We start from the raw sequence: 6,347 nt of genomic DNA, 5'->3' as shown, positions 1-6,347 counted from the left end.
TGCTTTTTTTGAGTAACCAGCATCAATTTTCGTATAAATTCCGGTTAATTACTAAATATCGATAAAAAAGGCTAAAATAGCAGGAAAAATTCCGCCTATTGACTTCAAAAACGTGAAAATAGGTGGTTTTGCTCTGCATAACAGGAAAAACTTCCGCTATTCCCCGACAATGAACTCGAGCAAAGCCTATAACAGGAAAAACTCCGCTTATTATCATCAAAAAAACTCAAAAGAGTGCATCAAGCACCGACACCAACCTGAAAAAAAGAACCCCATATAATAGTTACTTGATTTAAGGCAAACCATTTTATTTAAAAGGTAGTTTGATAGTAAGAGTAATCCTTTAAAACGAAACTTTTCATAAAATGGATCTGTAATTTATCAACGAACATTTTTCTGTTATAAAACAAAAATAAATCTGTTATATAACGTTTTTGCCGTCGTATTCTATGTTTTTAGAACTGTTTCAAATTTTTTTGGCTATGTTTGATATTTATCACAGCTAGCAGAAAAGAATTAATCTAAACTAATAGGTGGGGACTTATGAGAGCATTAAAAAGCTCAAATTACTATTCATACAGTACATATAGGGAGGGAGATTATGTCTATTTTACCGAAGAAAAATTCTTTGGGATTTTTCGAAATACGTTTAGAATCAATCGGTGGATTAGGAGCAAATTTAGCAGGGAAAATGTTAGCAGAAGCCGGTGTGTTAGGGCTAGGTTTAAACGGATCGAACTTTTCGTCCTACGGGTCTGAAAAGAAAGGTTCACCTGTAAAAAGTTTCATCCGTTTCTGTGATGAAGAGGTGGAGATTCGCGATCATAGTCCGATTGAGCAACCACATGTCATTGGAGTGTTTCATGAAGCACTATACAAAACGGTGGATGTCATAAGTGGACTAAACTCAGATGGAATTGTGTTAGTCAATTCAACGAGGGATTTTTCAGCGATAAAAGAAGACCTACAGATCGAATATGGAACGCTTGCAATCGTTGATGCACTTGGGATTGCTGTTGAAGAGCGGACAAAGGTCAATACGGCAATGTTAGGAGCTCTTTTCCGTATTTGTGATTTTCTCGATCCAGATGCAATGCGTTCTGTTATTCGAAAGACATTTGAAAAAAAATATCCCCATTTAGTAGAGCCTAATATTCGCACATTTGACCGAGGCTATCATGAGGTGCAATTCCGTACATTTGAAACGCCTGTTGATGCTGTTGGTAAAACTTTTAGTAGGCTTGAGCCAGCATTAGGGTATGAAACTCAATTAATTGGTGGAATCATTACAGCTCAGGGAAATAGCATTATGAAAGATTTAAGTGGCTCAAGACAAGGTTTTTTACCAGAGCTTGATCAAGATGCATGTATCCATTGTGCTGCCTGTGACAATGTTTGTCCTGATTACTGTTTCGTATGGGGAGAGGGAGAAGACAAGCGTGGCCGTAAGCAAATGTTTCTTAAAGGAATCGATTATCAATATTGCAAAGGGTGCTTGAAATGTGTGGAAGCTTGTCCTACTACAGCACTAAAAGAAATTCGTGAAACGATAGGCTTTGCAGAAGAAAAACAGGTAAAGCATGACTTTCCATATGTAGCAGGGGGGATTTCCTAATGTCAATTTTAGAAAGAGATCTAAAAGAAGTTAACGCTGAACAGGTTATGACGTTTGAGTCAGGAAATGAAATGGCTGCGATGGCTGCTGCTCAAATCAATTATCATATTATGGGTTACTTTCCGATCACACCTTCTACAGAAGTGGCACAATACTTAGACCAAATGAAGGCTCGTGGTGAACATAACATAAAATTAATCGCAGCTGATGGAGAGCATGGGTCAGCGGGAATTTGCTATGGTGCAGCAGCAACTGGTGCACGTGTATTTAATGCGACTAGTGCAAACGGGTTTATGTATATGCTTGAACAGCTTCCGGTACAGTCTGGAACGCGCTTCCCGATGGTTATGAATCTAGTAACTCGCTCTATTAGTGGTCCACTAGATATACGTGGCGATCATTCTGACCTCTATTATGCATTAAATACAGGCTGGGTTATTTTAACAGCAAGAACGCCGCAAGCTGTATATGACATGAATATTATGGCTTTGAAAATTGCGGAGCATTCGAAAGTACGTCTTCCAGTAATTGTTGCCTACGATGGATTCTTTACTTCCCATCAAAAGCGAAAAGTTGCTTATTTCAAAGATCGTAACGTTGTCCAACAGTTTGTAGGAGAATGTCCAACTGACTACCATTTTGCTAGGGATCCGAAAAAGCCTGTAACGATTGGTGCACATATGAATGGGGAAGATTTAACAAACAACCATTTTCAACAATCAGAAGCGATGTATGCAGCTGGTGAAGTGTACCAAGAAGTGGTAGCGGAATATGCGAAGATCTCAGGTCGCAAATATCCAGTTCTTGATCTATATGGAATGGAAGATGCAGAAGTAGCATTATTTCTTCTGAATTCGGCGGCAGAATCTGCTAAAGATGTTGTAGATAAACTTCGCAAGCAAGGAATAAAAGCAGGGGTCATTAGTCCGAATATTATTAGACCTTTTCCTGCTGAAGCGATTCGAAATGCGTTGAAAAATGTAAAAGCCCTGCTTGTTGGGGAAAGAGCAGACTCATATGGAGCGAATGGTCCAAACTTAACGCATGAGGTTAAATCGGCCCTTCAAGATGATAAAGATAATAAAACGATTGTATTAAGCAGAGTATTTGGTCTTGGTGGAAAGGACTTTTATGCCGATGATGCCGAGCATTTCTTTGAACTGGCGTTAGACGCTATGGACAAAGGCTATGCCAAAAGACCATTCGATTATTATGGACATGTTCCTGGTAAGGCTGAGCATGTACTAAAACCAGTAATCGATCCACAATACGGAGATGCCTATAAATCCGGCCTTATTCAAGTGACAAAAGATGAAGATACCAATAAATTAAAGGTGAAAATTCCACCTTTAAGGGCTTTAACATCGAAGCCAAAACGAATTGCTTCAGGTCACGGGGCATGCCCTGGCTGTGGAATTTTTGGTGGATTAGAATTGTTCTTTAAAGGGATTGAAGGAGATGTCGTCGTTTTATTCCAAACCGGATGTGCATATGTAACAACGACGGCATATCCACATACATCTCACAAGCAAACGACAATCCACAATTTATTCCAAAATGGTGCAGCGACTTTATCTGGTACATTAGAAGCGTTTATTGAGTTAAAGGAAAGAGGGGAAATTGAGGTTTCCGACGATGTCACATTCGTCATGATTACCGGTGACGGGGGTATGGATATTGGAATGGGATCAGCGATTGGAACAGCCCTTCGTAATCATAAGTTGATTATTCTCGAATATGATAATGAAGGCTATATGAATACGGGCTCTCAAATGTCTTACTCAACACCAATTGGAAATATGACAAGTACGACAAATGTAGGGAAGGCTCAACAAGGGAAAGCGTTCCATCATAAGGATACAGCTCAAATTATGGCATCGACGAATATTCCTTATGTGTTTACTGGAACAGAAGCATTTCCTCAAGACCTTGTAAAAAAGGCAGCGAAAGCTCAGTGGTATGCACAAAATGTTGGTACGGTATATGGTAAAATTCTCATTACTTGTCCACTAAATTGGAAATCAGAAGATCGATATGGAAATACAATTATGGAAGCGGCAGTAAATTGTAATTTCTTTCCCCTTTATGAAGTGGAGCAAGGAGAAACGACGATTACGTATCATCCTGAAGCAAAGAAAAAGAAAATTCCCCTAACGGATTGGTTAAAATATATGGGGAAAACAAAACATTTGTTGAAGGAAGAAAATAAAGAAATACTTGATAACTTTGAGCAAGAAATTGAAAGAAGATGGAATCGATTAAAAGCACAGAACGATAATCCATTCCTATAACAGATAGACGAAAAGTCCGTTTCGATTGAAACGGACTTTTTCGTCTATTATCATCTTCCCTATTTTTCTACATAAGTAGAGAGGTTTTTCTCCTTTTTTGTAGAATAGAAACTATATTCATATTTCTTTTGGTAATTTATAGCCAATCAGTCTACCTGATAGTCGAAGACTAATGGAAGATTGGTTTCAAACTGGAGCACTTTATGTATTCGAAGTGATTGCGATTGTTTGGAAGAAATCGTACATGATTTACTACTTTGCACAAAGGGGGGAAAACGGTGAAGGAAAGTCAGTCAGATAGCGTTGAATTACAATCAGTAGCCGTGAATAAGGATGAGAAATTGCCAAAACTTAATCAAAAAGTGCAAAAACAAGGAGAACTATATCGGGATTTATTTGTAGAGGCATTAGATGGAATCATATTTTGGAGTAGTGAAAAGGGAATCGTTGAGGCAAATAAATCTGCATGTAGAATTTTTGAAAGTAGTGAAGAAGAGTTAAAAAATAAAAAAATAGAAGATTTCATTTATAGTAAATCAAGTAAATCGATTAGAGTGCTAAATGAAATGTACAATAAGGATTCTATTCGGGATGAGCTTGTTTTCCTCATGCCGAATGGACAAAAGAAAATTCTAGAATTCACAACCAAACTCCATTCTATAAATGACCATCACATGACTATATTTCGGAATGTAACCGAACGTTATGAGATGGAACAAGAATTACGAGAAAGGGAAAGAAAATTTCGAAGTATCTTTGAAGGAACATTAGAAGGATTATTACTATGGAATGATCAATTTGAAATTGTCGATGTAAATCCAGCAGGTAAAAAACTATTTAGGGGGTATAAAGAGGAGTTAGTTGGGCATTCCCTTCTTGAAATCTTGGAAAAAAATCAAGTGAGTCGAGATGAGATAGAAGAACATCTTAAGGAGCTTGATTTAAATGGACATGCAGCTGGTATACTATCGATTACTCTTGAAAAAGGTGTCCCCTTAAATGTAGAGTATTCTACAAAGAAAAATGTATTTTCAAATCTAAATTTGAGCACCTTCAGAGATATTACAGATAAGCTTCAAATAGAAGAACATTTACGTAAATCGGATACATTAAGTGTAGTGGGACAACTGGCAGCAGGAATCGCTCATGAAATTCGAAACCCAATGACTGCTCTGAAAGGATTTATTCAATTATTAGAAGATACAATTGCAGATGATCATTCAATGTATTTTGGGGTGATAAAAACGGAATTGAATCGGATTGATTCGATCATAAATGAGTTTTTAGTATTGGCAAAACCGCAGGCAACGAAATATTTAGAAAAAGATATTGTGCAAATTATGAGAGAAACAATTGAATTATTACGACCACAAGCAGTGCTACATAATGTTCAATTTCAATTAGAGTTGGAGAACCATATTCCACCTATTTATTGCGAACCTAATCAATTGAAAAAGGTATTCATTAATATCATTAAAAATGCGATTGAAGTTATGAGCAGTGGAGGATATATTTATATTTCCATGAAGGAAGAGGAAGGGTATATCTATATTTCCATTCAAGATGAAGGAGAAGGTATTGGTTCAGAGCTGTTGCAAAAGCTTGGAGAGCCTTTTTATACAACGAAGGAAAAAGGAACCGGTTTGGGATTGATGGTTTCCTATCGAATCATTGACGATCATAAAGGGAAAATTGAAGTAGAAAGTGAAAAAGGGAAAGGAACAACGTTTCATATTAAATTACCGATAAAGAAGTAAATTTATAATAAAGGACGGTTGATGAAATGAGATATTATGCTACCTATGACTCGGTCATCGGGCAGCTTTTTGTTGTGGCAGAAGATGATCAGATCAAGGCTCTTTATCTTCGTGAGGAAGATTTTAGTAAAGGTGAGGGGAAAAGAACCATTACTTATAGTGAAGAACATTCATTATTGAAAAAGGCAGTAACACAATTACATGAGTATTTTTCAGGAGAAAGAAAGGCATTTGAACTGCCACTGCACGGTGAAGGTACTCAATTTCAAATGAAAGTATGGGACATTTTAAATAAGATTCCATATGGAAAAACACAAAGTTATCAAGATGTGGCGATTGCAATGGGCAATGAGAAAGCGGTAAGAGCGATTGGACAAGCGAATAAAGCAAATAAGCTTCCTATTTTAATTCCTTGTCATCGAGTAATAGGAAAGGATAAAGCTTTAACAGGTTATGCTGGCAAGCGGACAAATGTAAAAGAGCAACTTCTTTTACTAGAGGGAGCGACATATAAAAAGTAGAAGAAGCATTAGAAAAATGTCGAATGAACTAGACAAATTCAATAAAGATTTGAACAAATTGTTAAGTTTGGGGAATTTTTTGTCTAATATTGCGATTCTATTTACTTTTCTATTAATTCTTGTAATAATTCATCAAGGATACTATTAAAGCTATATTTCCTAT

4 protein-coding genes are annotated in these 6,347 nt (G+C 36.9%); all 4 read left to right on the top strand.

The window, feature by feature from the left end:
* Nucleotides 1–601 precede the first annotated feature (601 nt).
* Entirely contained in the window at nt 602–1,615 is a 1,014-nt protein-coding gene (locus tag BMSHG_RS03365) for a 2-oxoacid:acceptor oxidoreductase family protein (RefSeq protein ID WP_019153025.1), read from the top strand.
* Nucleotides 1,615–3,906: a thiamine pyrophosphate-dependent enzyme gene (locus BMSHG_RS03360; protein ID WP_019153024.1), complete on the top strand. Its 2,292-nt coding sequence runs from the start codon at nt 1,615–1,617 to the stop codon at nt 3,904–3,906. Before BMSHG_RS03365 ends, BMSHG_RS03360 begins: the two co-directional genes overlap by 1 nt.
* 278 nt (nt 3,907–4,184) lie before the next feature.
* Nucleotides 4,185–5,663: a PAS domain-containing sensor histidine kinase gene (locus tag BMSHG_RS03355; RefSeq protein ID WP_019153023.1), complete on the top strand. Its 1,479-nt coding sequence runs from the start codon at nt 4,185–4,187 to the stop codon at nt 5,661–5,663.
* 26 nt (nt 5,664–5,689) lie between these two features.
* Entirely contained in the window at nt 5,690–6,184 is a 495-nt protein-coding gene (locus tag BMSHG_RS03350) for a methylated-DNA--[protein]-cysteine S-methyltransferase (protein ID WP_019153022.1), read from the top strand.
* Nucleotides 6,185–6,347: the final 163 nt, after the last annotated feature.

It is taken from the genome of Robertmurraya massiliosenegalensis JC6 (assembly GCF_000311725.1).
GTDB lineage: Bacteria > Bacillota > Bacilli > Bacillales > Cytobacillaceae > Robertmurraya > Robertmurraya massiliosenegalensis.
Note: the sequence above shows the minus strand (reverse complement) of the source record. Positions and strands in the feature narration are given on the sequence as shown.